Source organism: Delftia sp. WY8 (assembly GCF_018437695.1).
Taxonomy (GTDB): Bacteria; Pseudomonadota; Gammaproteobacteria; order Burkholderiales; family Burkholderiaceae_C; genus Comamonas; species Comamonas tsuruhatensis.
Map to the genome: position 1 here is coordinate 1,674,713 of NZ_CP049795.1, position 23,799 is coordinate 1,698,511.

The 23,799-nt window shown below is 68.9% G+C and carries 17 protein-coding genes; 4 read left to right on the top strand and 13 right to left on the bottom strand.

The window, feature by feature from the left end; genetic code table 11:
- Positions 1 to 2 precede the first annotated feature (2 nt).
- The 3 genes from G4D77_RS07695 to G4D77_RS07705 all read right to left on the bottom strand — a co-directional run bounded on the left by G4D77_RS07695 (position 3) and on the right by G4D77_RS07705 (position 8,297).
- Positions 3 to 3,164: a multidrug efflux RND transporter permease subunit gene (locus G4D77_RS07695; RefSeq protein WP_017407569.1), complete on the bottom strand. Its 3,162-nt coding sequence runs from the start codon at positions 3,162 to 3,164 to the stop codon at positions 3 to 5.
- A 348-nt stretch (positions 3,165 to 3,512) separates the two neighbouring features.
- Positions 3,513 to 6,644: an MdtB/MuxB family multidrug efflux RND transporter permease subunit gene (locus G4D77_RS07700; protein ID WP_213757940.1), complete on the bottom strand. Its 3,132-nt coding sequence runs from the start codon at positions 6,642 to 6,644 to the stop codon at positions 3,513 to 3,515.
- 45 nt (positions 6,645 to 6,689) lie between these two features.
- A complete protein-coding gene (locus tag G4D77_RS07705; protein WP_154835059.1) occupies positions 6,690 to 8,297 on the bottom strand; it encodes an efflux RND transporter periplasmic adaptor subunit in 1,608 nt (535 codons plus the stop codon).
- Between the two features lie 422 nt (positions 8,298 to 8,719).
- Here G4D77_RS07705 and G4D77_RS07710 point away from each other — a divergent pair, with 422 nt between their 5' ends.
- Positions 8,720 to 9,109: a nuclear transport factor 2 family protein gene (locus G4D77_RS07710; protein ID WP_013803605.1), complete on the top strand. Its 390-nt coding sequence runs from the start codon at positions 8,720 to 8,722 to the stop codon at positions 9,107 to 9,109.
- Positions 9,110 to 9,111: 2 nt separating this feature from the next.
- On the opposite strand, the gene G4D77_RS07715 is transcribed toward G4D77_RS07710, so the two are convergent.
- From G4D77_RS07715 to G4D77_RS07755, 9 genes are all read right to left on the bottom strand, one after another.
- A complete protein-coding gene (locus tag G4D77_RS07715) occupies positions 9,112 to 9,450 on the bottom strand; it encodes an AzlD domain-containing protein (protein WP_017407858.1) in 339 nt (112 codons plus the stop codon).
- Between the two features lie 5 nt (positions 9,451 to 9,455).
- A complete protein-coding gene (locus G4D77_RS07720; RefSeq protein WP_016448918.1) occupies positions 9,456 to 10,148 on the bottom strand; it encodes an AzlC family ABC transporter permease in 693 nt (230 codons plus the stop codon).
- A 170-nt stretch (positions 10,149 to 10,318) separates the two neighbouring features.
- Positions 10,319 to 11,389: an XdhC family protein gene (locus G4D77_RS07725; RefSeq protein WP_017407859.1), complete on the bottom strand. Its 1,071-nt coding sequence runs from the start codon at positions 11,387 to 11,389 to the stop codon at positions 10,319 to 10,321.
- Between the two features lie 268 nt (positions 11,390 to 11,657).
- A complete protein-coding gene (locus tag G4D77_RS07730; protein ID WP_061288281.1) occupies positions 11,658 to 12,389 on the bottom strand; it encodes an SRPBCC family protein in 732 nt (243 codons plus the stop codon).
- A gap of 38 nt (positions 12,390 to 12,427) precedes the next feature.
- Entirely contained in the window at positions 12,428 to 13,684 is a 1,257-nt protein-coding gene (locus G4D77_RS07735; RefSeq protein ID WP_017407805.1) for a vWA domain-containing protein, read from the bottom strand.
- Complete coding sequence (locus G4D77_RS07740; RefSeq protein ID WP_154835063.1) at positions 13,681 to 14,619, bottom strand: AAA family ATPase; 939 nt, start codon at positions 14,617 to 14,619, stop codon at positions 13,681 to 13,683. Before G4D77_RS07740 ends, G4D77_RS07735 begins: the two co-directional genes overlap by 4 nt.
- 8 nt (positions 14,620 to 14,627) lie before the next feature.
- Positions 14,628 to 15,419 (bottom strand): FAD binding domain-containing protein, encoded by a 792-nt coding sequence (locus tag G4D77_RS07745; protein WP_017407803.1) that lies wholly within the window; start codon positions 15,417 to 15,419, stop codon positions 14,628 to 14,630.
- A 10-nt stretch (positions 15,420 to 15,429) separates the two neighbouring features.
- Positions 15,430 to 17,820: a xanthine dehydrogenase family protein molybdopterin-binding subunit gene (locus G4D77_RS07750; RefSeq protein ID WP_154835065.1), complete on the bottom strand. Its 2,391-nt coding sequence runs from the start codon at positions 17,818 to 17,820 to the stop codon at positions 15,430 to 15,432.
- A gap of 29 nt (positions 17,821 to 17,849) precedes the next feature.
- Positions 17,850 to 18,326 carry a (2Fe-2S)-binding protein gene (locus tag G4D77_RS07755; protein WP_013803615.1) on the bottom strand — a complete coding sequence of 159 codons (477 nt, stop codon included), beginning with the start codon at positions 18,324 to 18,326 and terminating at the stop codon, positions 17,850 to 17,852.
- A 267-nt stretch (positions 18,327 to 18,593) separates the two neighbouring features.
- Between G4D77_RS07755 and G4D77_RS07760 the strand changes: the two genes are divergently transcribed.
- The 3 genes from G4D77_RS07760 to G4D77_RS07770 all read left to right on the top strand — a co-directional run bounded on the left by G4D77_RS07760 (position 18,594) and on the right by G4D77_RS07770 (position 22,419).
- Complete coding sequence (locus G4D77_RS07760) at positions 18,594 to 19,784, top strand: helix-turn-helix domain-containing protein (RefSeq protein ID WP_047217784.1); 1,191 nt, start codon at positions 18,594 to 18,596, stop codon at positions 19,782 to 19,784.
- Between the two features lie 176 nt (positions 19,785 to 19,960).
- Complete coding sequence (locus G4D77_RS07765; protein WP_016452488.1) at positions 19,961 to 20,569, top strand: TRAP transporter small permease subunit; 609 nt, start codon at positions 19,961 to 19,963, stop codon at positions 20,567 to 20,569.
- A gap of 17 nt (positions 20,570 to 20,586) precedes the next feature.
- Positions 20,587 to 22,419, top strand: coding sequence for a TRAP transporter large permease (locus G4D77_RS07770; protein ID WP_016448927.1), 1,833 nt, complete (start codon positions 20,587 to 20,589; stop codon positions 22,417 to 22,419).
- 146 nt (positions 22,420 to 22,565) lie between these two features.
- On the opposite strand, the gene G4D77_RS07775 is transcribed toward G4D77_RS07770, so the two are convergent.
- Positions 22,566 to 23,645 (bottom strand): TRAP transporter substrate-binding protein, encoded by a 1,080-nt coding sequence (locus G4D77_RS07775; protein WP_016448928.1) that lies wholly within the window; start codon positions 23,643 to 23,645, stop codon positions 22,566 to 22,568.
- Between the last annotated feature and the right edge of the window lie 154 nt (positions 23,646 to 23,799).

Here is a 23,799-nt window from a genome sequence, read left to right on the forward strand (position 1 = left end):
GTTCACTGGGGTGATGCGGCGGGCACAGGGGTGCCGCGGTCCTTGCCCTGCACGCGGCCACGCAGGCCCAAGGCACGCTGGCGCAGCCTGTCCAGCAGCACATAGACCACGGGCGTGGTGTAGAGCGTGAGCAGCTGGCTCAGCATCAGGCCGCCCACGATGGCAATGCCCAGCGGCTGGCGCAGCTCGGCGCCATCGCCCCGGCCCAGGGCCAGCGGCAGCGCGCCGCAGATGGCCGCCAGGCTGGTCATGAGGATGGGGCGCAGCCGCAGTTCGCAGGCGCGGTAGATGGCCTGGGCGGCCGTGGCATGGCCGGCGCGCTGCCGCTCCAGCGCGAAGTCGATCATCATGATCGCGTTCTTCTTGACGATGCCGATCAGCAAAATCACCCCGATCAGCGCGATCAGCGAGAACTCCGTCTTGAACAGCATCAGCGCCATCAGCGCACCCACGCCGGCCGAAGGCAGCGTGGACAGGATGGTCAGCGGGTGCACCAGGCTCTCATAGAGCACGCCCAGCACCAGGTAGATGGTGATGATGGCCGCCAGGATCAGCAGCGGCTGCCCCGACAGCGCCTGCTGGAAGGCCCCTGCCGTGCCGCTGAAGCTGCCGCGCACCGACACGGGCACACCCAGCTCGGCCACGGCCGCGCGGATGGCGTCGCTGGCATCCGACAGCGCCACGCCTTCGGCCAGGCTGAAGCTGATGGTGCTGGCCGGCGTGCCCCGGTCGTGGTTCACGGACAGCGGCGTGTTGGTGGTGGTGATGCGCGCAAACGAGGTCAGCGGCACCTGCTCGCCCTGGTTGTTCACGAAGAAGAAGCCGCGCAGCGTCTCGGGGCTTTGCAGGTAGCGCGGCGCGGCCTCCATCACCACGCGGTACTGGTTGAGCGGGTTGTAGATCACGCCCACCTGGCGCTGGCCGAAGGCGTTGTTGAGCGTGCCGTCGATCTGCGCCACCGTCAGCCCCAGGCGCGTGGCCGCGTCGCGGTCGATCACCAGCGAGGTCTGCAGGCCGAAGTCGGAGACATCGCTGTTGACGTCCGTGAGCTGGGGCAGCTGCGACAGCACCTGGCGGATGCGCGGCTCCCAGGTGCGCAGGTCCTGGATGTCGTCGGCCTGCAGCGTGTAGTCGTACGAGCCCGAGCTTTGCCGCCCGCCGATGCGGATATCGCTTTGCGTGACCATGAACAGCCTCGCGCCGGGCTCGTTCTTGAGCTTGTCGCGCAGGCGGTTGATCACCTCGTCGGACGATACCTTGCGCTCGGCCAGCGGCTTGAGCGACATGAACATGTTGGCCGCATTGCGCTGCCCGCCGCCCGTGAAGCCCGTCACGTACTCCACGGCCGGGTCTTCCTGCACGATGGACAGGAAGCGCTTGAGCCGCTGCTCCATGGCCTGGTAGGAGGTGGACTGGTCGGCCCGGATGAAGCCCATCACGCGGCCCGTGTCCTGGCTGGGCATGAAGCCCTTGTCGATGGCCATGTACAGGTGCACGTTCAGCGCCACCACGCCGGCCAGCACCAGCAGCACCAGCGGCTGGTGGCGCAGGCACCAGGCCAGGCTTGCGCGGTAGCCGGACATGGCACGCCGCTCGGCACGGCCCACCCAGGCGCCGAAACGGTCCCAGGCGCGGCCCATTGGCCCGCGCGGACGCGCCTGTGCAGCAGGCCGCTGCGGCCGCAGCAGCGCCGCGCACATCATGGGCGTGGTGGTCAGCGACACCACCATCGAGATCAGAATCGCCGCCGACATCACCACCGCGAACTCGCGGAAGAACCGCCCCACGATGCCGCCCATGAACAGGATGGGCACGAACACCGCGATCAGCGACAGGCTCATGGACACCACGGTGAACCCGATCTCGCGCGCCCCGTCCAGCGCCGCGCGCAGCGCGGTCTTGCCGCGCTCCATGTGGCGCATCACGTTCTCCAGCACCACGATGGCATCGTCCACCACAAAGCCCGTGGCCACGGTCAGCGCCATCAGCGACAGGTTGTCCAGCGTATAGCCGGCCAGGTACATCACGCCGAACGTGCCCGCCAGCGACACCGGCACGGCCACGGCCGGAATCAGCGTGGCCCGGCCATTGCGCAGGAACAGGAACACCACCAGGATCACCAGTGCCACGGCGATCAACAGCGCCCGCTCCACCTCCACCACCGAGGCACGCAGCGTAGGCGTGCGGTCGGACACGATGGTCAGATCGATGGCCTCGGGAATGGACGCCTTGAGCTGCGGCAGCAAAGAACGCACGCGCGCCACGGCCTCCAGGATGTTGGCATCGGGCTGCTTGAAGATCTGCAGCAGGATGGCGGGCTTGCCATTGGCCACGCCGTAGTTGCGCACGTCCTGCACCGAATCCGTGACATCGGCCACGTCCTGCAGCCGGATCGCATTGCCATTGCTCCAGCGCAGCACCAGCGGCGCATAGTCGGCCGCCACGCGCGCCTGGTCATTGGCGGTCACCTGCCAATAGTGGTCCTCGCGCTCCACCGCGCCCAGCGGCCGGTTGGCATTCGTGGCCGAAATGGCGGTACGCACCTGGTCCAGCGACACGCCGTTGGCCGCCAGCTTCACCGGGTCCAGCTCCACGCGCACGGCCGGCAGCGCCCCCCCGCTGATGGACGCCTGGCCCACGCCCTCCACCTGCGAGAGCTTCTGCGCCAGCACGGTGGATGCCGCGTCATACATCTGCCCGCGCGTCAGGGCGCTGGACGTGAGTGCCAGGATCATGATCGGCGCATCGGCCGGATTCACCTTGCGATACGTAGGATTGCCCGGCATGCCCGAAGGCAGCAGCGTGCGCGCCGCATTGATGGCAGCCTGCACATCGCGCGCCGCGCTGTCCACCGTGCGCGACAGATCGAACTGCAGCGTGATGCGCGTACTGCCCAGGCTGGAGCTGGACGTGATCTCATTGACCCCCGCAATCGCCCCCAGCGCCCGCTCCAGCGGCGTCGCCACCGTCGCCGCCATCGTGTCGGGGCTTGCACCGGGCAGGCTGGCCGACACCGAAATCGTCGGATAGTCCACCTGCGGCAGCGGCGCCACCGGCAGCAGGAAATACGACACTGCCCCCGCCAGCGCCAGGCCGATGGTCATCAGCATGGTGGCAATGGGCCGGAAGATGAACGGCGCCGAGAGATTGGAAAGCTGGCTCATGACCCAGCCCCAAAAACCCCAGGCCGAGCGAAGCGATGGCCCGTCCCCCGGCCTTCCCCCCTCTGCCCACGCCTGCGTTGGGGGCGATGCGGGGTGGCAAGCCTGCCGAGGGACAGGCTTGCTTCGTCATCTGACTTGCCGCAGTTGTCTGAGCGGCGCGCGAAGCGCAAAGCGAGTTCTGCGGCACACCCCGCATCGTGCCCAACGCAGGTTGCCCGCAGCGAAGCGAAGGGTCGTGGGCAGTGGGGGCGCATTTCTTTGCCTACTTTCTTGCTGCGAGGCAAGAAAGTAGGTCGGCCGCCGGGCCGAACCCCGGCCAGCGGCGCCAGCCAAGACAAGAGCGCAAGCTCAGGCATGAACGCTCTCCCGAGAAGAACGATCCCGCCACCTCTGCGCCCACCCCTCAAACGTCAAATAAATCACAGGCGTAGTGAACAGAGTCAACAACTGACTCACCAGCAAGCCCCCCACCAACGTCACCCCCAACGGATGCCGCAACTCACTGCCCACCCCCGTCCCCAGCATCAACGGCAAGGCCCCCAGCAAAGCCGCCAAGGTCGTCATCAGGATAGGCCGGAACCGCAGCAGGCAGGCCTGGTAGATGGCCTCGCGCGGCGTATGTCCCTCCTCGCGCTGCGCCTCCAGCGCGAAGTCGATCATCATGATCGCGTTCTTCTTGACGATGCCGATCAGCAGCACGATGCCGATGATGGCGATGATGTCCAGGTCCAGCCCCGCCAGCAGCAGGGCCAGCAGCGCGCCCACGCCGGCCGAGGGCAGCGTGGACAGGATGGTCACCGGGTGGATGGTGCTCTCATAGAGCACGCCCAGCACGATGTACATGGTGATCACCGCCGCCAGCACCAGCAGCAGCGTGTTGGACAGCGAGGCCTGGAAGGCCAGGGCCGCGCCCTGGAAGGCGGCGTCCACCGACAGCGGCATATGGCCCTCGGTGCGCAGCTGTGCCATCAGGTCCTGCACGGCCTTGACGGCATGGCCCAGCGACACGCCGGGCGCGGTGTTGAACGAGATGGTGGCGGCGGGCAGCTGGCCCACATGGTTCACGGCCAGGGCCATGGGCCGCTCGCTGACCGTGGCCACCGAGGACAGCGGCACGGGCGCGCCCGCGCTGGAGGCCACGTAGATGGACTGCAGCGCCTCGGGCCCGACCTTGAACTGCGGCGCCACCTCCAGCACCACGCGGTACTGGTTGGACTGCGTGAAGATGGTGGAGATCAGCCGCTGGCCGAAGGCGTTGTACAGCGCCGTGTCGATGGCCGAGACCGTCACGCCCAGCCGGCTTGCCTGGGCCCGGTCGATCTGCACGAAGGCCTGCAGGCCCTGGTCCTGCAGGTCGCTGCCCACGTCCACCAGCTCGGGCAGGTCGTGCATGCGCTCGACCAGGGCCTGGGTGCTCTTGGCCAGCTGCGCCATGTCGGGCGAGGACATCAGCAGCTGGTACTGGGTGCGCGCCACGCGGTCCTCGATGGTCAGGTCCTGCACGGGCTGGGCGTACAGGCGTATGCCCGGGATCTGCAGCGCATCGTCGGACAGGCGGCGCAGCACGGCGGGCACGCCATCGCGCTGGCCATGGGGCTTGAGGTCGATCAGCAGCCGGCCCGTGTTCAGCGTGGTGTTGCTGCCATCGACGCCGATGAAGGACGAGATGCTCTGCACGGCCGGGTCCTTGAGCAGCAGCTCGGCCAGGGCCTGCTGGCGCTCGGCCATGGCGGCAAAGGAGATGGACTGGTCGGCCTCGGTCGTGGCCTGGATGGTGCCCGTGTCCTGGTCCGGGAAGAAGCCCTTGGGCACGGCAAAGTACAGCAGCACGGTCACGGCCAGCGTGGCCAGGAAGACGATCCATGTCAGGCCCCGGCGGTCCAGCACCCAGGTGAGGATGCGGCCGTAGCCGGCGATGGTGCGGTCGAAGAAACGGCCCGTGGCGTGGTACAGGCGGCCATGCCGTTCTTCCTGGACCCCTTCGGGCTGGTGGCGCAGCAGCCGCGCGCACAGCATGGGCGTGAGCGTCAGCGAGACCACGGCCGAGATCAGGATGGCCACCGCCATGGTGATGGCGAACTCGTGGAACAGCCGCCCCACCACGTCGCCCATGAACAGCAGCGGGATCAGCACGGCGATCAGCGAAATCGTCAGCGAGATGATGGTGAAGCCGATCTGCCTGGCGCCCTTGAGCGCGGCCTGCATGGGCGGCTCGCCCTTTTCCACGAAGCGCGCGATGTTCTCGATCATCACGATGGCATCGTCCACCACGAAGCCGGTGGAGATCGTCAGCGCCATCAGCGTGAGGTTGTTGATGGAAAAACCGGCCAGGTACATCACGCCGAAGGTGCCGATCAGCGACAGCGGCACGGCAAAGCTCGGTATCAGCGTGGCCGAGGCGCTGCGCAGGAAGACGAAGATCACCGCCACCACCAGGGCGATGGCCAGCATCAGCTCCAGCTGCATGTCGTTGACCGAGGCGCGGATGGTCACCGTGCGGTCGGTCAGCACCTGCACGTCCAGCGAGGCCGGCAGCGTCTCCTTGAGCTGGGGCAGCAGCGCCTTGATGCGGTCCACCGTCTCGATCACGTTGGCGCCGGGCTGGCGCCGGATGTTGAGGATCACGCCCGCGCGCGAGCCACCCTCGGGCGTGCCGGCCCAGGCGGCCAGGCGCGTGTTCTCGGCATCGTCCACGGTCTGGGCGATGTCGGACAGGCGCACGGGCAGGCCGTTCTTGAAGGCGATGATGAGGTTGCGGTACTCGGCCGCCGACTGCAGCTGGTCGTTGGCATCGATGGTGGAGGCGCGCGCCGGCCCGTCGAAGCCGCCCTTGGCCTGCTTGACGTTGGCGGCGGCGATGGCGGTGCGCACATCGTCCAGCGTCATGCCCAGGCCGGCCAGCGCCGTCGGGTTGGCCTGGATGCGCACGGCGGGCCGGCGACCACCCGCAATCGCCACCAGTCCCACGCCGTTGACCTGCGAGAGCTTGGGCGCCAGGCGGTTTTCCACCAGGTCATTGACGCGGATCACCGGCAGCGAGGGCGAGGTGATGGCCAGCGTGAGGATGGGCGCATCTGCCGGATTGACCTTGCTGTACAGCGGGGGCATGGGCAGGTCGCTGGGCAGCAGGTTGGCACCCGCGTTGATGGCGGCCTGCACCTGCTGCTCGGCCACGTCCATGGCCATGTCCAGCGCAAAGCGCAGCGTGATCACCGAGGCGCCGCCCGAACTGGTGGACGACATCTGCGACAGCCCCGGCATCTGGCCGAGCTGGCGCTCCAGCGGCGCGGTGACGTTGGACGTCATCACGTCGGGGCTGGCGCCCGGGTACAGCGTGGTGACCTGGATGGTGGGGTAGTCCACCTCGGGCAGGGCCGAAATCGGCAGCAGCCGGTAGGCCAGCAGGCCGGCGATCAGCACCGCCACCATCAGCAGCGAGGTGGCGACGGGTCGCAGGATGAAGATGCGGGAAAGATTCATGGGGCCGCCTGGAAGGGCTTGCGGTCTTCAGGTGCCGGGCGCTGCTCAGCGCCCGGCAGGAGCGGGAGCCGCTGGAGCCGCCGGAGCGGCAGACGCCGGGCCGGGCGATGGCTGGGGCGAGCCCGGTGACGGCGCAGGTGCCTGGGATGCAGGCGCGGAACCTTCGGCGGCCGGTGCTCCGCTGCCGGCGCCATTGCTGCCGCCACTGTTGCCACCGCCAGTGCCGCCATTGCGCTGCCCACCGCGCTCGGCGCGCAGCTTCTGCAGGTAGGCCTTGCGCTCGTCGGGGTTCATGGTCGCCAGCTTGGCGCGCACATCGGGCGGCAGATTGCGCATGCCGCGCGGCTGGCTGGAGGCGTCCTGCACGGCCTGGTCCACCTTCTGCACCTTGTCGGGCTCGATCACCGTGACCTTGGCGCCTTCGCGCAGGCGGTCAATGCCATCGACCACCACCTGCTCGCCAGGCTTGAGTTCGCCCTTCACGCTCACCCGGTCGCCATCGGTCACGCCCACGGTGATGCGCCGCTGCGTCACCGTGCCATCCTCCTGGACCAGATAGACGTAGTTGTTCTGCACGGCCGTGGTCGGCACGGTCAGCGCCTGCTCCAGCCGGTCCACTTCCAGCCTGACGTTGACGAACTGGTTGGCGAACAGCCGGCCCTCGGCATTGTCGAAGGCGGCCTTGGCCTTGATGGTGCCGGTGGCGATGTCGATGCTGTTGTCCACCGCATTCAGGCGGCCGCGCCCCAATTGCTGCTTCAGGTCCCGGTCCCACAGCTCCACGGGCAGCTCGCGGCCCTCGGCCAGGCGCCGCGCCAGCGTGCCCACATGGGCCTCGGGCACGGAGAACACCGCGTCGATGGGCTTGACCTGGGTGATGGTGACGATGCCGTTGGCATCCGAAGGGTTGACCACATTGCCCCGGTCGGCCTGGCGCAGGCCCAGCCGGCCCGCAATGGGCGCCGTGATGCGCGTGTAGCTCAGTTGCAGCTTGGCCGCATCGGCCTGGGCCTGGTCGGCGGCCACCGTGCCCTGGTACTGGCGCACCAGCGCAGCCTGGGTATCGACCTGCTGGCCGGCAATGGAATCCTGGGCCTGCAGCTCCTTGTAGCGCTGCAGGTCCAGCTGGGCGTTCTTGAGCAGCGCCTGGTCGCGCTGCAGCGTGCCCTGGATCTGGTTGAAGCTGGCCTGGAAGCTGCGCGGATCGATCTCGGCCAGCAGCTGGCCGGCCTTGACCTCGTCGCCTTCCTTGAAATGCAGGCGCAGCAACTCGCCCGACACCTTGGCGCGCACCACGGCCGTGGCGCGCGGGTTCATGGTGCCGATGGCGCTGATCAGCACGCGCATGTCGCGCCGCTCCACCACGCCCACGGACACCGGCTGCGCCTGGGCACCCATGGCGCCGGGGCCGCCAGGCCCACCCGGCCCGCCGGGGCCGCGCCGGCCGCCTCCCGCACGCCCGCCACCCGGGCCGGGCGCACCGGCCGAGGCCTGCTCGCCCTGCGCCGGCGCCCGCTTGTTCCACCACCACAGCCCGCCCCCCGCCACCAGGGCCAATGCCACCACGCCCCACATCAGGGCAGGCCGTACCCGGCCACGCTGGCGTGCGCCGTTGGCATCTGCAACAAGGGGGCTGCTGGACAGGCGTTTCATGGTCACTGCGGGAAATCGTGGGAGGAAGCCGTGGGCCCGGCCCCGGAACGGGGCACGGCGGCGGATGCGGCTATGGTAGCCAGTCCCATGCTCTCCAAAACGAGGCAGATCGCCGTTTTACGCAGGCATTACCCCCGCTTTACCCCGGCTTTACCCGCCCTGGCCAGAGCGTTTTCGGAAACAGGTCGGCCACCCGTCGGCAGGGCCTCAGACAGGGCACGGCGCTCACAACACTGTTGACCCAGGCACGGCCAATGCGGGGCGCACCGGCCCGAAAGCCCATTGAAAACAAGGCATTGCACCCCAGCCCGGCGCAGGTCGCGCCTGTCACCCCGTTGGACTGCACCCCGCGCTTGTGGCTACGATGCGCGGCCGCCGGCCTGCAGGCGCAGGCCGCCATCCATCCGTCCCAGGAGAACACCATGACGACTGCCAACCCACGCCTGACCGACCACCCCGAAGAAGCCGCCGTGCGCGTGCCGCTGGAGCTGTACATGCGCGGCCATGCCGAGGACAACAGCGCCCACATGCGCGCCGCCTTCATGCCCACCGCCCGCATCGAAAGCGTGCGCGAAGGCCCGCTGACCTCCTGGGACATCGACACCTACTGCGCCCGCTTCAAGGGCCAGCCCGCCGCCGACGAGGCCACGCGCCGCCGCAGCATCGACGCCATCGACATCGGCGGCACGGCGGCCAGCGCCAAGATCACCCTGGTGCACGGTGCCATCACCTTCATCGACTACTTCGTGCTGCTCAAGACGGAAGCGGGCTGGAAGATTGCCAACAAGGCCTTCCATGCCCAGCCGCACTGACATCACCAGGGCTTGACATGAGCCAGCAGGCCGTAGGTCAGCGCACCAGCCAAGGTCGGCATGGCAATGCCTCCACGCACCAGGCGTGCGAGGCAGATGGCCAGCAAAGCCACGGAGATCACGGCCACCCGCCCCCAGCGGACATCGCTGACCAACAGCCCCCAGGTTGACACCACGAACAGGGCAGCGATGGCGGCGGGCCCGACACCCGCCAGCCACCTCTGCACCTGCGGGGACGCCCGTGCAGAGTGCCCTCTGCGGCGTGCTTGCCACAACGGCAACCAGCGCAGGCCAAAGGTGCCGGCACCGCACAACAGCAAGATCCAGAATGTGTACGACATGGTGATCAGCCCCTATCGGCCGTGGCCGCATGCGCCAGCGCACCGCACAGGATCGCCAGCGCCAGGGCGTGGTAGCCCGGAATGAAGCAAACCAGCACCGCAGCGACCACGGCGGCCGTGAGCACCGCACGCCACCAGCGCAGCACCCCCGCCTCCAGCAGCAGCGCAAAGAACAATGCCGGCAGAACGAAGGCCAGCGCCTCGCGGACGGCTGCCGGCCACCGATCCACCTCGCCCACCAGCGTCACCCCCATCACCGTGCCGCCCACCCAGGCCGCGTAGGCGCCAAGTTGCAGGCCCAGAAACCAGTGCTCGCGCTCGGCCTCTGGCACGCCCTGCATCTTGCTCATGGCGGTGGCAAACACCTCGTCGGTCAGGCCAAAGGCCAACCAGGGCGTGGCCAGGCGCTGCCGCGGCCCCAGCACCACCTGCAGGGCCGGGCCATACAGCACATGCCGCGCATTCATCAACAGCACCGTGGGCAAAGCGGTCCACAGCCCGGCTCCCGAAGCCAACAACGAAATCAGCAGGAACTGGCTGGCTCCGGCATAGACCAGCACGGAAGCCAACACCGCAATGGATGGAGCAAGACCCGCCTGAACGGCCGCCACGCCAAAGGAAAAAGCAATCGGCAGATAGCCTGTTGCCACGGAGAGGCTGGCGGTCAGGCCGGCAGCCAGCGGACGAGCGCCGCTCACGCCGCGCCTCCGAACCCTTTCGCCACAGGATTGCCGACAATCGTGCCGGGCAAGCCGGCCTCATTCCCAGCCAAACACATGATCGCCTCCCTCTATGAAAGAAGATCGATCAATATAGCGCCTCAACTCCCGTCACTGCAGCCCCATGCCACCCGCCTGCGGCGCCCCGTCTAACCCACCCCGCACACCAGGGGCGTGATGCCCTCGGGCCCGTCATCCTCCAGCGGCTGCGGGGGCTGGGCGGCGGCAAGCTTGCCTTCTTCCACGGTCATGCCGCGTGGCAGGGCCACGCCGTTTTTGGCGGCCAGGACCTCGGCCATGATGCTGACGGCGATTTCGGGAGGCGTCTTGCTGCCTATGTACAGGCCGATGGGGCCGCGCAGGCGCACCAGTTGCGCGTCGCCCAGGCCGAAGTGCTCGCTCAGGCGCTGCAGGCGCAGCGCGGTGTTGCGGCGCGAGCCGATGGCGCCGACGTAGAAGGCCGGGGATTCCAGGGCTTCCATGAGGGCCAGGTCGTCGAGCTTGGGGTCGTGCGTGAGGCCGATGATGCAGGTGCGCGCATCGGCGCGCATGGTGCGCACAAGGTCATCGGGCATCTCGCGCGACAGCTGCACGCCGGCCACGCTCCAGTGGCGGCTGTATTCCTCGCGCGGGTCGCAGACGGTGACCGCAAAGCCGTTGAACAGCGCCATGGTGGCCAGGTATTCGGACAGCTGGCCTGCGCCGATGAGCAGCATGCGGTACTCGGGGCCGAAGCTGTTGGCGACCTGCTGCCCGTCATGCACCAGCGGCTCGGGCGCGTCGCTGACCTGCTGGGCGACCTGGCCCGTGGCCTTGTCCACGGTGCGCCGCACCATGCGGCCTTCGTCCAGCCATTGCACGAGTTGCTGCAGCGCAGCAGCGTCGGGATTGAATTCGAGCAGCAGCTCCAGCGTGCCGCCGCAGGGCAGGCCGAAGCGGTGGGCCTCGTCGGCGCTGACGCCGTAGCGCAGCAGCCGGGGCGCGCCGTCGCTCAGGGCGTCGGCGTCCGAGGCGTGGCTGTAGCGGGCGATCAGGTCGTCCTCGATGCAGCCGCCGGACACGGAGCCGACCACGGCGCCCGAGGCCCCCAGCGCCATGATGGAGCCGATGGGCCGGGGCGACGAGCCCCAGGTACGCACCACCGTGGCCAGCAGCGCGCGCTCGCCCTGAGCGCGCCATTGCGCGAGGTGGCGCAGAACATGAACATCCAGGTTTTCCATTGCAAATCTCCACGCCGGCACCTGGCTTGCCTGTGCAGCTGGGCGCCTGGCGTTTTTCGGCGGCTATTGTCTCTCTGCATCAAGAAGGGTGCTGCAGCATGTAAAAAGGGCTTGGTAGCGCAGGGCGAAGCATAGAAGCCACAACAAATCTGAGGCCAGAGACGCCGAGCAAGAGCCGCCTCGCGGCGGGGGCGCCCAGCCGAGGGCGTCGTCCCCCTCCCGCGAAGCGAGAGAGGGGGAAGCGGCGCAGCCGCTCAGGGGGAGCGCCCTAGTACCGCGAAAGCAGCCAGCCGGCGCCCAGGACGACGACGATGGCCAGCCCCCAGCACCACAGCGGTATGGCGCGGCGCGAGCGTTCCTCGGCCTCGGTGGCCGGTGCGGCATCCAGCGGCGTGGCCACGCCGGCTGCGGCGTCGTGCTCCCAGGCCTGGGCGTCCACGGTGGGCTCGATGTGGCCGGTTTCATCGGCCAGGCCGGCAGGCAGGTGGGACAGGTCGGCGGTGTCGCCTGCATCGGCAGGCGCTGCCGCCGCGCGCGGGTGGCGCTGCTGCATCAGCGTGTCGAAGCGCGCGAAGAAGTCGTCGGCCATGTTGCGGGCGGCGCCGTCGATCAGCCGCTGGCCCAGCTGGGCGATCTTGCCGCCGACCTGGGCCTGCACGCTGTAGCTGAGCAGGCAGCGCGGCTGGCCTGCGGCGTCAGCGGGCTCGGGGGTGAGGGTGACGTCGGCCTCGCCCTTGCCGAAGCCGGCCACGCCGCCCTGGCCTTCAAAGGCGATGCGGTAGCGCTCGGGCGGCGTGATGTCGGACAGCGTGACCTTGCCGCTGAACTTGGCCGATACCGGCCCCACCTTGACCGCCATGCCCACGGCGTACTGGTCATCGCCCTGGGGTTCGAAGCGGTCGCAGCCGGCCAGGCAGGCCTTGAGCGTTTCGGGATCGTTGAGCGCCTCCCAGGCCTGCTGCTGGCTGACGGCGAGGGAACGGCTGGCTTGCATTTCCATGGCAATTCCTTTCTGCGATGGGGGTGGCCGCAAGCGGCTCAGCGGCCTGGCGCCGCCAGCAGCCGCGCCAGGTGAACGGCCAGTTGCTGCAGCGATTCCAGGTTGTGTACCGCAAGCATGGCATGGGCATGACGATGCAGCACGGCCGCCCCCTGGGCCAGTGGGGCATACCCGTCAAAGCGCAGCAGCGGGTTGAGCCACAGCAGCCGCGCGCTGTGGCGGCGCAGCCAGGCCAGTTCGCGGTCCAGCTCGGCGGCATCGCCGGTGTCCAGGCCGTCGCTGATGATGAGCACCAGGGTGCGCCGGCCCACCAGGCCTGAAACCTGGTGGCGCGCATGCAGGCGGCGCAGTTCGCCCAGGCTGCTGCCCAGGCGCGTGCCGCCGCCAAAGTCGGCAATGGCGGCGTTGGCGCGCTCGAGCATGGCGTCTGTATCGGCCTGGGCAAAGGCCGGGCCCAGGTCGCGCAGCTCGGTGCCGAAGCTGAAGACCTGGCGGCGCAGGCCCGCATGGCGCTGCGTGCTGGTGGCCGCGTGCAGGAAGGCCAGCAGCAGCCGCGCATAGCGCTCCATGGAGCCCGAGACATCGACCAGGGCCAGCCAGGGCAGCGGCAGGCGCCGCCGTTCGCGCCGCAGCAGCTGCAGCATTTCGCCGCCGTGGCGCGATGCCGCACGCAGGCTGGCAGCCCAGTCGGGCACCGCGCCGCGCTGGCCGGTGCGCGTGCGGCGGCTGCGGTAGCGGGGCAAGGGAAGGGCAATGTCCCGGGCCAGGCGCTGCACCAGCAGGTATTCGCTGGCGCTGAGCTGGTTGAAGTCGGCATGGCGCAGGCGGTGGCGCTCGCTGGCCGTCATGGCAGCGTCCAGCTTCAGCTCTTCATCGACGGCGGCCCTGCCCTCGCCTGCCTGGCGGGGCGACAGGGCTTCCTGCACGCGCGGGCGGTGGCGCGGCGCGGACGGCCGGGGCGCCTGCGGCAGCAACTGGGCCAGCAGTTGCCGGGCCACATCGGGATTGCGGAAGTAGGCGTCGAACAGTTCGCGGAACACGGCGCGGTCCTGGGCGTTGCTCACAAATACGGCCTCCAGCGCTGCGGCCATGTCCTCGCGCGCCAGGCCGACAAGGGACAGGGCCTGCTGGGCCAGCGCCATGCGCCCGCCATCCACGGGCACGCCCGCGCGGCGCAGCGCACGCGCAAAGCCGACCAGGTTGCCTGCGAGCTTGCCGCTGCGCGCATCGCCCAGCCAGCTGGTGCGCTCGCCCCCATCGGCGGCACCGGCGGCACCGGCTGCACCAGCCGTCACGGCGCGGGCTCCGGCGCCAGCAGTTGCTGCAGCCGCTCGGGCGTGAGCGCGGCCACGTCCTCGCGCTGCTTGAAGAGGATGCCGGCCGTGTCGTGCACGACTTCGGGATCGACCACCAGGGTGTCCAGCGCCACCAGGGCCTTGGCCCATTCCACGCTTTCGGCAATGCCGGGCACGCGCTGGAAGGCGTCGGCAAAGGGCTGGCTGCGCAGCCGCCCCACGAAGCTCGCCACCTGGGCCGTCAGGACCTGCCCGGCCCCAGGTACCAGGGCGCGCACGATGGCCAGCTCACGCTCGCGCCCGGGATAGTCCAGCCAGTGGTAGAGGCAGCGGCGCTTGACGGCGTCGTGCAGGTCGCGCGTGCGGTTGCTGGTGAGCACGGTCACGGGCGGCACGCGTGCCGCCACCGTGCCCAGCTCGGGAATGCTGACCTGGTACTCGCCCAGGTATTCGAGCAGGAAGGCCTCGAAGGGCTCGTCGGCGCGGTCGATCTCGTCGATCAGCAGCACGGCGCCGGGCTCGGGCTGCTGCAGGGCCTGCAGCAGCGGGCGGCTTACCAGGTAGCGCTCCTGGTAGACCTCCTGCTCGGCGCGCTGCATGCGGTCGTGCTGCGGTGCAGCCGCGGGCTGCGCCGAAGCCAGCTCGGCCGCGCGCAGGTGCAGCAGCTGGGCCGCGTAGTTCCATTCATACAGCGCCTCGCGCTGCTCCATGCCGTCATAGCACTGCAGCCGGATCAGGCGGCGCTCCAGCACGCGCGCCAGCGCCTGGGCCAGCGCGGTCTTGCCCACGCCGGGCTCGCCCTCCAGCAGCAGCGGACGCTGCAGCCGCAGGGCCAGGAAGACGGCCGTGGCCAGGCGCCGGTCGGCGAAATAGCCTTCGTCCTGCAGCGCGGCGACCAGGGCGTCTATGGAGGCAATGGCTTGCTCGGAAGGCATCCGCCGTGTCACCCCAGCATCTGCGATACCGCACGCTGCGTCTGCACGCTGATCAACTGCGCCCGGTAGCGCGCGCTGGCATGCAGGTCGCTGTTGAGGTCGGCATGGTCGATCAGCACCTGGGCGGCCGCGTCGGGCGTGAAGCTCTGGTTGAGCGCGGCCTCCAGCCCCGCATGGCGGAACACGCTGAGCCCGGCGCCCGTGATGGCCACGCGCACGCCGCTGTCGGTCTGGGCGACGAAGACGCCCACCAGGGCGAAGCGCGAGGCGGGCTGCTTGAACTTGAGGTAGGCGGCCTTCCTCGGCACGGGAAAGCGCACGGCCGTGATCAGCTCGCCGCTGCCCAGCGCCGTGGTGTACATGCCCTGGAAGAAGTCGTCGGCCGCGATCTCGCGCCGGTCGGTGACGACAGTGGCGCCCAGGCCCAGCACGGCGCTGGGGTAGCAGGCAGCGGGGTCGTTGTTGGCCAGCGAGCCGCCGATGGTGCCGCGCGCACGCACCTGGCGGTCGCCGATGCCGCCGGCCAGCTCGGCCAGGGCCGGGATGGCGGCCTGGACCTGCGGGTTGGCGGCCACGTCGGCGTGGCGTGTCATGGCGCGGATTTCCACGGTCTGGCCGTTGACGGCGATGCCGGCCAGGCCCTGGACGCGGTTCAGGTCCACGATCTGTTCGGGCCGCGCCAGGCGCAGGCGCATCGATGGCAGCAGGCTTTGCCCGCCGGCCAGGTACTGGCCGCCCTGGGCGGCCAGGGCAGCGGCGTCGGCCGTGGTGCCAGGGGCTTCATAGGTGAATGCGTACATGGCGCTCTCCTCAGGAGGTGGCTGCGGCGTCGATGGCCGACCAGACACGGTGCGGGCTGGCCGGCATGTCCAGGTCCCTGACACCCAGGGGATGCAGTGCGTCAAGCACGGCATTGATGACGGCGGGCGGCGAGCCTATGGCCCCCGCCTCGCCGCAGCCCTTGGTGCCCAGCGGGTTGTGCGTGCAGGGCGTGCAGACGGTGCCGAGCTTGAATTCGGGGAAATCGTCGGCGCGCGGCATGGCGTAGTCCATGAAGCTGCCGGTGAGCAGCTGGCCGGTCTCGCGGTCGTAGACGCAGTTTTCCAGCAGCGCCTGGCCTATGCCCTGGGCCACGCCGCCGTGCACCTGGCCCTCGACGATCATGGGATTGATGATGGTGCCGAAGTCGTCCACGGCGCTGAAGCGGTCCACGCGCACCACGCCCGTGGCCGGGTCCACCTCGACCTCGCAGATGTAGGTGCCTGCGGGAAAGGTGAAGTTGGTGGGGTCGTAGAAGGCGGTTTCGTTGAGGCCGGGCTCCAGCTTGTCCAGCGGGTAGTTGTGCGGCACATAGGCGGTGAGCGCGATCTGGGCGAAGGGGATTTTCTTGTCCGTGCCTCGCACCGTGAACTCGCCGCCCGCGAAGTCGATGTCGGCGTCGCTGGCCTCCATCAGGTGGGCTGCGATCTTCTTGGCCTTGGCCTCGATCTTGTCCAGCGCCTTCATGATGGCCGCGCCGCCCACGCTGATGGAGCGTGATCCGTAAGTGCCCATGCCGAACGGCACACGGCCCGTGTCGCCGTGGACGATGTCCACGTTCTCCACGGGTATCCCCAGGCGCGCGGCCACCACCTGGGCGAAGGTGGTCTCGTGCCCCTGGCCGTGGCTGTGCGAGCCCGTGAACACGGTGACGCTGCCCGTGGGGTGCACGCGCACCTCGCCGCATTCGAAGAGGCCGGCCCGCGCGCCCAGGGCGCCCGCGATGTTGCTGGGCGCCAGGCCGCAGGCCTCGATGTAGCTGCTGTAGCCCAGGCCGCGCCTGAGGCCCCGCGCCTCGCTGTCGGCACGGCGCGCGGCAAAGCCGGCCACGTCGGCCAGGGCCTCGGCCTTGTCCATGCAGGCGCCGTAGTCGCCCACGTCGTACTGCAGGGCCACGGGCGTCTGGTAGGGGAAGCTGGTGACGAAGTTGCGCCGCCGTATCTCGGCCTGGGACAGGTTCAGCTGCCAGGCGCAGCGGCTGACCAGGCGCTCCAGCAGGTAGGTGGCCTCGGGCCGGCCCGCGCCCCGGTAGGCATCGACGGGCGCGGTGTGGGTGAACCAGGCATCGACTTCCACATAGACCTGGGGCGTGGCGTACTGGCCGGCCAGCAAGGTGGCATAGAGGATGGTGGGCACGGCGCTGGCGAAGGTGCTCAGGTATGCGCCCAGGTTGGCATCCGTGTGCACGCGCATGGCCAGGAACTTGCCGCTGGCGTCCATGGCCATCTCGGCATGGCTGACGTGGTCGCGGCCATGGGCGTCGGTGAGGAAGGACTCGCTGCGGTCGGCCGTCCACTTGATGGAACGATTGAGCTTGCGCGCGCCCCAGGTCAGGCAGACATCCTCTGCATACAGGAAGATCTTGGAGCCGAAGCCGCCGCCCACGTCGGGCGCGATCACGCGCACCTTGTGCTCGGGCAGGCCCATGACGAAGGCCGTCATCAGCAGCCGCTCGACGTGCGGGTTCTGGTTGGCCACGTACAGCGTGTACTCGTCATTGGCGCGGCTGTAGCTGCCGATGGCCGCGCGCGGCTCCATGGCGTTGGGAACCAGGCGGTTGTTGACCAGGTCCAGCTGGGCGATGTGGGCGGCACCGGCGAACACGGCATCCACGGCGGCCTTGTCGCCGATGGCCCATTTGTAGCAGTGGTTGTCGGGGGCGATGTCGTGCACCACCGCGCCGGGCACGCTGCCGGCCGCCGCGTCGGCCACCAGCACCACGGCGGGCAGCGGGTCGTAGTCCACCTCCACCAGCTCGGCCGCGTCGCGCGCCTGCTCCAGCGTCTCGGCCACGACCATGGCGACCTGGTCGCCCACGTAGCGCACGGTGTCCAGCGCCAGGATGGGATGCGGCGGCTCCTTCATGGGCTCGCCGTTGGTGCTGGTGATCAGCCAGCCGCAGGGCAGGCCGTTGATCTTGTCGGCCGCCACGTCGGCGCCCGTGAGCACGCCGATGACGCCGGGCGCGGCCCTGGCCGCGTCGGTGGACACGGAGCGCACAAGCGCATGCGCGTGCGGCGAGCGCACGAACACCGCATGGGCCTGGGCGGCCAGCGCGATGTCGTCGGTGTACTGGCCCGCGCCCGTGAGGAAGCGGTAGTCCTCCTTGCGCTTGACGGGCTCGCCGATGTGGGGGAGCTTGGAAAAGTCGGATGCACCCATGGCTGTCTCCTTGTGGTGACCTGCGGCGCTCAGGCCGCAGGCCCTGCCATGGCCTGGCTGCCCTTTTTCACGGCGGCCACGATGTTCTGGTAGCCTGTGCAGCGGCACAGGTTGCCCTCCAGCGCCTCGCGGATCTCGCGATCGCCCGCGCACGGCTGGCGCTGGCACAGGTCCACGGCGCTCATGACCATGCCCGGCGTGCAAAAGCCGCATTGCAGGCCGTGGCACTCCTTGAAGGCCGCCTGCATGGGATGCAGGCCGCCGTCGATATCCGCCAGCCCTTCGATGGTGCGCACCTCGCAGCCCTCGGCCTGCACGGCCAGCATGGCGCAGGACTTGACGGCGTGGCCGTCGACGATGACGGTGCAGGCCCCGCACTGGCTGGTGTCGCAGCCCACATGCGTGCCGGTCAGGCGCAGGTGCTCTCGCAGCGCATGCACGAGCAAGGTGTTGGGTGGAACGTCGATGCGCTGCGCGCGCCCGTTGACGGTGAGCTGGACATTCATCGTGCTGTCTCCTGCCTGTGTTCGGCGGTGATCTGGAACGTGGGGGAACGCCGGAAACCTCGCCTGCCATGGTCGCCCTGCCCGCAGGCGCCCGTTCTAGGGTTGACCCGCAAGCCCGGGCCGGGCGGCGCGGATATTCTCAAAATGACACAGTCGTCACCGCAGCCGCAGCCCGCACCGCTTGCGCCTGCGCCCCCGGCTTCGACCGTGCCCGCCTGCCAGCCCGTTCGCAATCCCTTGCCAGCCAGCCACAGGAGTCCCCGCCCCATGTTCGCCCTGAGCCCCGACGCCGCGCAGCCCTGCCCCGCCGATCCGCGCCACGCGCAGATCGCCCGGGCCCGCAGCCTGGCCTTCGGCGAGCAGGCGCTGGCCGGCATGCCGCCTGCCACTCTGCCCGCCACCCCTGCCGGCATCGCGCCCTGGCTGTGGCGCTCCTGGCAGCGCTGCCTGGCGGCAGGCCGCCGCCCGGGCGAGCGCGTGGTCTACGAAGCGCTGGGGCCGCATGCGCTGCGCCAGGCACGTGACGGCCACGAGGCGCTGCTGCAGGCGGCGCACCCCGTGATGACCCAGCTGGTGGGCGCCGTGGGCGCCATGCGCTACTTCAGCCTGCTGACCGATGCGCACGGCACCGTGCTGGACGTGCAGGGGCCGCTGGACCGCAGCGACATCCGCGTGCAGGCCATCGCCCGTGTGGGCGTGGACCTGTCCGAGCAGGGCGTGGGCACCACCGCCATCGGTGCGGCCCTGGCCGAGCACGGCCCCGTCTGGCTGCACCGGGCCGAGCATTTCTTCGAGGCCAACCGCCACTACAGCTGCGCTGGCGCACCGCTGTACGCCCCGGACGGCCGCTGCCTGGGCATGCTGGACATCACGGGCGTGGACGTGCCCGAGCGGCCCGAGCTGATGCACCTGGCGCTGCGCTGCGCCCGCGCCATCGAGGACCGGCTGCTGCGCGCCCTGCCCCACGCGCTGCTGCTGCACCTGAACTGGCCCGGCGGGCCTCTGGGCCAGGAGGGCGAAGGCCTGCTGGCCGTGGACGCCGAAGGGCATGTGGCGGGCAGCAATACCCTGGCGCGCCAGCTGGTGCCCCAGCCGCTGGCGCAGCCGGGCCAGCCGCTGCACTGCAGCGAACTGCTGGCCATGCCCTGGACGGCGCTGGTGGAGCATGCGCGCCAGCGCCCCAACGAACCGCTGCGCCTGCCGCTGTGGTCGGGCCTGCGGCTGCAGGCACTGGTGCAGCCCGGGCCCCAGCTGCGCCAGCTGCTGCCTGCGCTGGGCACGGCGGCACTCGCTGCCGCCGCCCAGGCCAGCCCGCTGCGCGCCAGCGAGGGCGTGCTGATCGAGCAGGCCCTGCAGGATGCCCAGGGCAATGTGACCCGGGCCGCCCGCGCGCTGGGCATCAGCCGGGCCACGATGTACCGAAAACTGGGCGCCCGCAGGCCCCGCGCGACAACCTGAACGGGACGTTTCCTCGGGTTCACACGGATTTCTTTTAGGGGGAGCAGGCCGCCTGCGGCGTTCGGGTCTCCGTAGAATCGACGGCTTTGGTCCATGCGCCGACAAGAGCGCTGCGCGCCGGCCTACAGGCCGGCGTACGGCGACGGACCCAATACAGCCTACTTTTTGGAGACACCATGCAGGCTTTGCTCAAATTCTCAAGAGGGGTCGACTGGCTCAACAGCCTGGTCGGGCGATGCCTTATCTGGCTGATCCTGGCCTCGACGGTCATCAGCGGCATCAATGCCATCGTGCGCAAGGTGTTGCACACCAGCTCGAACGCCTACCTCGAAGTGCAGTGGTACCTGTTCGCCGCCTCCTTCCTGCTGGCCGCCGGATATACGCTGCTGCAGGGCGAGCACGTGAAGGTGGATGTGATCGCCAGCCGCCTGTCCAAGCGCACGCAGATCTGGATCGACATCTTCGGCTTCGTCTTTTTCCTGACCCCCATGGCGCTGGCCATCCTGTGGTTCGGCACGCCGTTCGTGATCCAGGCCATGCAGACCGGCGAGATGTCGGGCAATGCAGGCGGCCTGGTGCGCTGGCCCGTCTACCTGATGATTCCCCTGGGCTTCGGGCTGCTGCTGCTGCAGGGCATGTCGGAGCTGATCAAGCGCATCGCCTTCCTGAAGGGCCTGATCGACGATCCCACGGCCAAGAAGGGCGAGAAGACCGCAGAGCAAGACCTGGCCGAAGCCCTGCGCGGGCTGGCAGGAGCCAAGGACAAAAGCGGGCAAGGCGCCTGATCGGGGAAACAGACATCATGGAATTCGTGATCCACAACCTGGCCCCGATCATGTTCGCGGGGCTGATACTTTTCCTGCTCGTGGGTTTTCCCGTGGCATTCAGCCTGGGCGCCTGCGGACTGTTCTTCGCCTTTGTCGGCATCGAACTGGGCGTGCTGCCCGAAGCCCTGCTGCAGGCCCTTCCGCTGCGCATCTTCGGCATCATGCAGAACGAGACGATGCTGGCCATACCGTTCTTCACCCTCATGGGGCTGATACTGGAGCGAAGCGGCATGGCCGAGGACCTGCTGGAGACCGTGGGCCAGCTCTTCGGCCCCGTGCGCGGCGGCGTGGCCTTTGCGGTGATCTTCGTGGGCGCGCTGCTGGCGGCGACCACGGGCGTGGTCGCGGCATCGGTGATCTCCATGGGCCTGATCTCCCTGCCCATCATGATGCGCTACGGCTATGACCGCCGGGTCGCCTCGGGCGTGATCGCGGCCTCGGGCACGCTGGCGCAGATCATTCCGCCGTCCCTGGTGCTGATCGTGCTGGCCGACCAGCTGGGCCGCAGCGTGGGAGACATGTACAAGGGCGCCTTCCTGCCTGGCCTGATGCTGACGGGCTTCTATGCGCTGTTCATCGTCGTGCTGGCCATCTTCAAGCCCGCCATGGTGCCCGCCCTGCCGCCCGAGGCGCGCACGCTGCGCGAGCCCAATGGCAACTCCGGCCTGCCCTCCACCCTGGTGCTGACCGTGCTGTGCGTGGCGGCCTCGATGGTGGTCGCCCAGTACATGCCCCAGCTGCACACCTGGTGGTCCGGCGATGTGGTGGAGAAGGTCGCTCTGGACGAGACCATCGTGGTGTCCATGTGCTTCGGCGTGGCGCTGGCCTTCATCGCCGCCATGTTCAACAAGCTCACGGGCCTGCACCTGCTCAGCCGCATGGCCGAGCGCGTGACCTTCGTGCTGATCCCGCCGCTGCTGCTGATCTTCCTGGTGCTGGGCACCATCTTCCTGGGCGTGGCAACCCCCACCGAAGGCGGCGCCATGGGCGCGCTGGGCGCGGCCGTCATGGCCTTCGTGCGCGGCCGCCTGAGCATGGACCTGCTCAAGCAGGCGCTGATGTCCACCACCAAGCTGTCGTGCTTCGTGATGTTCATCCTGATCGGCGCGACCATGTTCGGCCTGACCTTCCAGGGCGTGGACGGCCCCAAGTGGGTGGAGGAGCTGCTGGTGTCCCTGCCCGGCGGCGAGATCGGCTTCCTGATCGTGGTCAACATCATGATCTTCGTGCTGGCCTTCTTCCTGGACTTCTTCGAGCTGTCCTTCATCGTCGTGCCGCTGCTGGCCCCCGTGGCCGACAAGCTGGGCATCGACCTGGTCTGGTTCGGCGTGCTGCTGGCCGTGAACATGCAGACCTCGTTCATGCACCCGCCCTTCGGCTTCGCGCTGTTCTTCCTGCGCAGCGTGGCCCCGGCCAAGGCCTACGTGGACAAGGTCACCAAGAAGATGACCGAGCCCGTGACCACCATGCAGATCTATGCGGGCGCCATCCCCTTCCTGCTGATCCAGCTGGTCATGGTGGCCCTGATCATCATCTTCCCCGGCATCGTCTCCAGCGGGCTGGACAAGAAGGTGGAGTACGACCTGGACAAGGTGCGCCAGGAGATGGAGGCATCCATGCCCGAGGCCATCGACTTCAACGACCCCATGTTCAACGGCGACGGCGCGAACCAGCCCCCCGCACCCGAGGGCACCCCTGGCGAGCCCTCGGCCCCGGCGGGCGGTGAGGACGATGCGCTCAAGGCGCTGCAGGACCAGCTGCAGCGCGAGCAGCCGGCCACGCCGGGCGAGAGCAAGTCCGGCAGCTGATCGCAGGCTCCCTCAAGGACAGCAAAGGCCCCGCAACCGCGGGGCCTTTTTTCGTTCGGACCCCGGCGTGCGCCGGTCCCCTGCGCGCATGAAAAAAGCCGGGCAGTGCCCGGCTTTCGCGCATGACGCCCGAGGGCGCCGCGACTTCACAGCTTCTGCGCCGACATGAAGGCGTCGTAGCGCGCCTCGGCGAAGCGGAACCACAGCACCTCGTCGCGCTGGAAGTTGCGGTAGTCGCTGTAGATCTTCTTCCATGCAGGGTTTTTCTCGGCCAGCTCCGCATAGACCGCCATGGTGGTCTTGTAGGAAGCATCGAGCACGGTCTGCGGGAAGGCCAGCACCTTGGCCTTGCTGGCCACCAGTTGCTTGAGCGCGCCGGGATTGCGCGCGTCATAGCGGGCCTGGGTGACCACATGGGCCTCGTGCGAGGCGGCCTGCACCATGGCGCGCTGCTCGGGCGTCAGCGCGGCCAGCGCCTTCTGGTTCACGTAGAACTCGAGGTTCAGGCTGCCTTCCCACCAGCCGGGGTAGTAGTAGAACGGCGCGACCTTGTTGAAGCCCAGCTTGAGGTCGTCATAGGGGCCGATCCATTCGGCCGCATCGATGGTGCCCTTTTCCAGCGCCTGGTAGATTTCGCCACCCGGGATGTTCTGGGGCACGCCGCCCATGCGCTCGATGATCCGGCCCGCGAAGCCGCCGATGCGGAACTTCAGGCCCTTGATGTCCTCGGTCGTCTTGACCTCCTTGCGGAACCAGCCTCCCATCTGGGCGCCGGTGTTGCCGCCCAGGAAGTTGACGATGCCGTATTCGGCATAGAACTCGCGCATCAGCTTGCCGCCGTTGCCGTCCACGTTCCAGGCCGTGAGCTGGCGCGAGTTCATGCCGAACGGAATGGCGCCGCCGATGGCAAAGGCCTCGTTCTTGCCGAAGAAGTAGTAGGGCGCCGTGTGCGCGATCTCCACCGTGCCGTTTTGCACGCCATCGACCACGCCGAAGGCGGGCATCAGCTCGCCGGCCGCATGCACCGACACCTCGAACTTGCCGCCCGACATTTCCTTGATCGCCTTGGAAAACACCTCGGCAGAGCCGTAGATGGTGTCCAGCGAACGCGGAAAGCTGGACGCCAGGCGCCAGCGCACCGCCGCCTGCGCATGAACGGCTGGCGCCGCTGCGGCAGTCAATACGCCGGCCAGACCGGCGTGCTTGAGTGCTTTTCTTCTGTCCATCTCTGTCTCCTCCTGATTCGCTCTGCTTGAGAGCATTCAAAAAAGGCCGGACTGCTCTTGGCAGCTCGGCCCACATACATCATCGGAACAAAAAAGCCCGCCGTCCCCGCTGCATTTCGCAGAGGGGACGCGGGCTTGGCCTGCAGGCGTGGAA

Bases quoted from the DNA above. Each gene is read 5' to 3' on its own strand.
- G4D77_RS07695 (WP_017407569.1), bottom strand. From the start codon at position 3,164: ATGAGCCAGCTTTCCAATCTCTCGGCGCCGTTCATCTTCCGGCCCATT.
- G4D77_RS07700 (WP_213757940.1), bottom strand. From the start codon at position 6,644: ATGAATCTTTCCCGCATCTTCATCCTGCGACCCGTCGCCACCTCGCTG.
- G4D77_RS07705 (WP_154835059.1), bottom strand. From the start codon at position 8,297: ATGAAACGCCTGTCCAGCAGCCCCCTTGTTGCAGATGCCAACGGCGCA.
- G4D77_RS07710 (WP_013803605.1), top strand. From the start codon at position 8,720: ATGACGACTGCCAACCCACGCCTGACCGACCACCCCGAAGAAGCCGCC.
- G4D77_RS07715 (WP_017407858.1), bottom strand. From the start codon at position 9,450: ATGTCGTACACATTCTGGATCTTGCTGTTGTGCGGTGCCGGCACCTTT.
- G4D77_RS07725 (WP_017407859.1), bottom strand. From the start codon at position 11,389: ATGGAAAACCTGGATGTTCATGTTCTGCGCCACCTCGCGCAATGGCGC.
- G4D77_RS07730 (WP_061288281.1), bottom strand. From the start codon at position 12,389: ATGGAAATGCAAGCCAGCCGTTCCCTCGCCGTCAGCCAGCAGCAGGCC.
- G4D77_RS07740 (WP_154835063.1), bottom strand. From the start codon at position 14,619: ATGCCTTCCGAGCAAGCCATTGCCTCCATAGACGCCCTGGTCGCCGCG.
- G4D77_RS07745 (WP_017407803.1), bottom strand. From the start codon at position 15,419: ATGTACGCATTCACCTATGAAGCCCCTGGCACCACGGCCGACGCCGCT.
- G4D77_RS07750 (WP_154835065.1), bottom strand. From the start codon at position 17,820: ATGGGTGCATCCGACTTTTCCAAGCTCCCCCACATCGGCGAGCCCGTC.
- G4D77_RS07755 (WP_013803615.1), bottom strand. From the start codon at position 18,326: ATGAATGTCCAGCTCACCGTCAACGGGCGCGCGCAGCGCATCGACGTT.
- G4D77_RS07760 (WP_047217784.1), top strand. From the start codon at position 18,594: ATGTTCGCCCTGAGCCCCGACGCCGCGCAGCCCTGCCCCGCCGATCCG.
- G4D77_RS07765 (WP_016452488.1), top strand. From the start codon at position 19,961: ATGCAGGCTTTGCTCAAATTCTCAAGAGGGGTCGACTGGCTCAACAGC.
- G4D77_RS07770 (WP_016448927.1), top strand. From the start codon at position 20,587: ATGGAATTCGTGATCCACAACCTGGCCCCGATCATGTTCGCGGGGCTG.
- G4D77_RS07775 (WP_016448928.1), bottom strand. From the start codon at position 23,645: ATGGACAGAAGAAAAGCACTCAAGCACGCCGGTCTGGCCGGCGTATTG.